This is a genomic window from Curtobacterium sp. MCBA15_016, assembly GCF_001865105.1.
Classification (GTDB): domain Bacteria; phylum Actinomycetota; class Actinomycetes; order Actinomycetales; family Microbacteriaceae; genus Curtobacterium.
Genome location: NZ_MJGR01000031.1, coordinates 8,870 through 10,174 on the forward strand (window position 1 = coordinate 8,870; position 1,305 = coordinate 10,174).

Annotated in this window: 1 protein-coding gene and 1 pseudogene; both read right to left on the reverse strand. The window is 75.2% G+C overall.

The window, feature by feature from the left end; translation table 11 throughout:
- Positions 1 to 704: alcohol dehydrogenase catalytic domain-containing protein (locus tag BIV03_RS12910; RefSeq protein ID WP_071295998.1), on the reverse strand; the 704-nt coding region annotated here is incomplete at its 3' end.
- A gap of 65 nt (positions 705 to 769) precedes the next feature.
- Positions 770 to 1,305, reverse strand: a pseudogene (locus BIV03_RS12915) (hypothetical protein); the annotation flags it as partial.

Genomic DNA, 1,305 nt, shown 5'->3' on the forward strand with positions numbered 1-1,305 from the left:
ACGACGGCGACGTCGGCGCCGCCGAGCTCCTGGACCTGCGCCGCGGCGTCGCCGGACGATGCGTCGACGGTGTGGTCGGCGCCGAGGTCACGTGCGAGTCGGAGCTTCTCCGGTTCGACGTCGACCCCGATCACGTCGGCGCCGAAGACCCGGGCGTACTGCACCGCGAGGTGCCCGAGACCGCCGACGCCGAACACGCCGACGGTCTCGGCCGGTGCGACGTGGGCGACCTTGAGCGCCTTGTACGTGGTGAGTCCGGCGCAGGTGAGCGGTGCCGCGTCCCACGGGTCGACCCCGGCGGGCACCGGTACCGCGTACTCCGCGTCCGCCACCGCGAACTGGGCGAACGCGCCGTCGATCGAGTAGCCCGTGTTCTGCTGCTGCTCGCACAGCGTCTCGCGACCGTCGACGCAGTAGCGGCAGGTGCCGCACGCGTGCCCGAGCCAGGGCAGCGCGACCCGCTCGCCGACCCGGCGGTCGGTGACGTCGGGCCCGACCGCCTCGACGATGCCGACCCCCTCGTGTCCGGGGACGAACGGCGGGGTCGGGCGGACCGGCCAGTCGCCGTGCGCCGCGTGGATGTCGGTGTGGCAGAGCCCCGACGCCTCGATCCGGACGAGCACCTGCCCGTGGCCGGGGTCCGGGAGGGGGCGGTCCTCGATGACGAGGGGCTGCCCGAGTTCGTGGACGACTGCTGCCTGCATGGTCGACCCTTCCGGTGGGTGCGGGACGGGACGACCTGTCCCTCGCCGCGTCGGCGCCCGCACGGTCACGATGTCGGTGCCGCGGCGCGACGGGCAGGGTCGGAGGTCCCGTCGACGATCTGCCGGGAGGTCGTCATCGCCGCCACGACTGCGAGGCCGCGCGTCACCGGCGACCGGTCCGTGACGCAGTCCGACGACAGCCAGACCACGCGGTCGGTGCCACCGCTGACCAGCCGGTCGCCGCGGCTGATGCGCAGGACACCCCCGGGCAGGAGCGCCGCCACGGCTCGGACGTAGCGCAGCGTGCCCGCCGTCACGTGGCCGCACAGGCCCAGCAGGACGGTCTCGTCGGCGATCAGCGCCGCGGCGAGGTGCAGGGTCGCGAGCTCGAGGGGGAAGCCGGCGTCGACGACGAGTTCCGTGCGGACACGCGTGGACCGGACCGAGCCGGCCGGGAGCGCCGCGGCGTGGGCAGCCACGTCGTGCAGGACGCGATCACAGCGGGAGCGCACGTCGCCGCCGAGGTCGTGCGCCGCCTGCGACCGGGCCTCCTGCGGGCCGACGGCGTGGCCGGACGGACCGGTCCCGGCGACCGCGATGC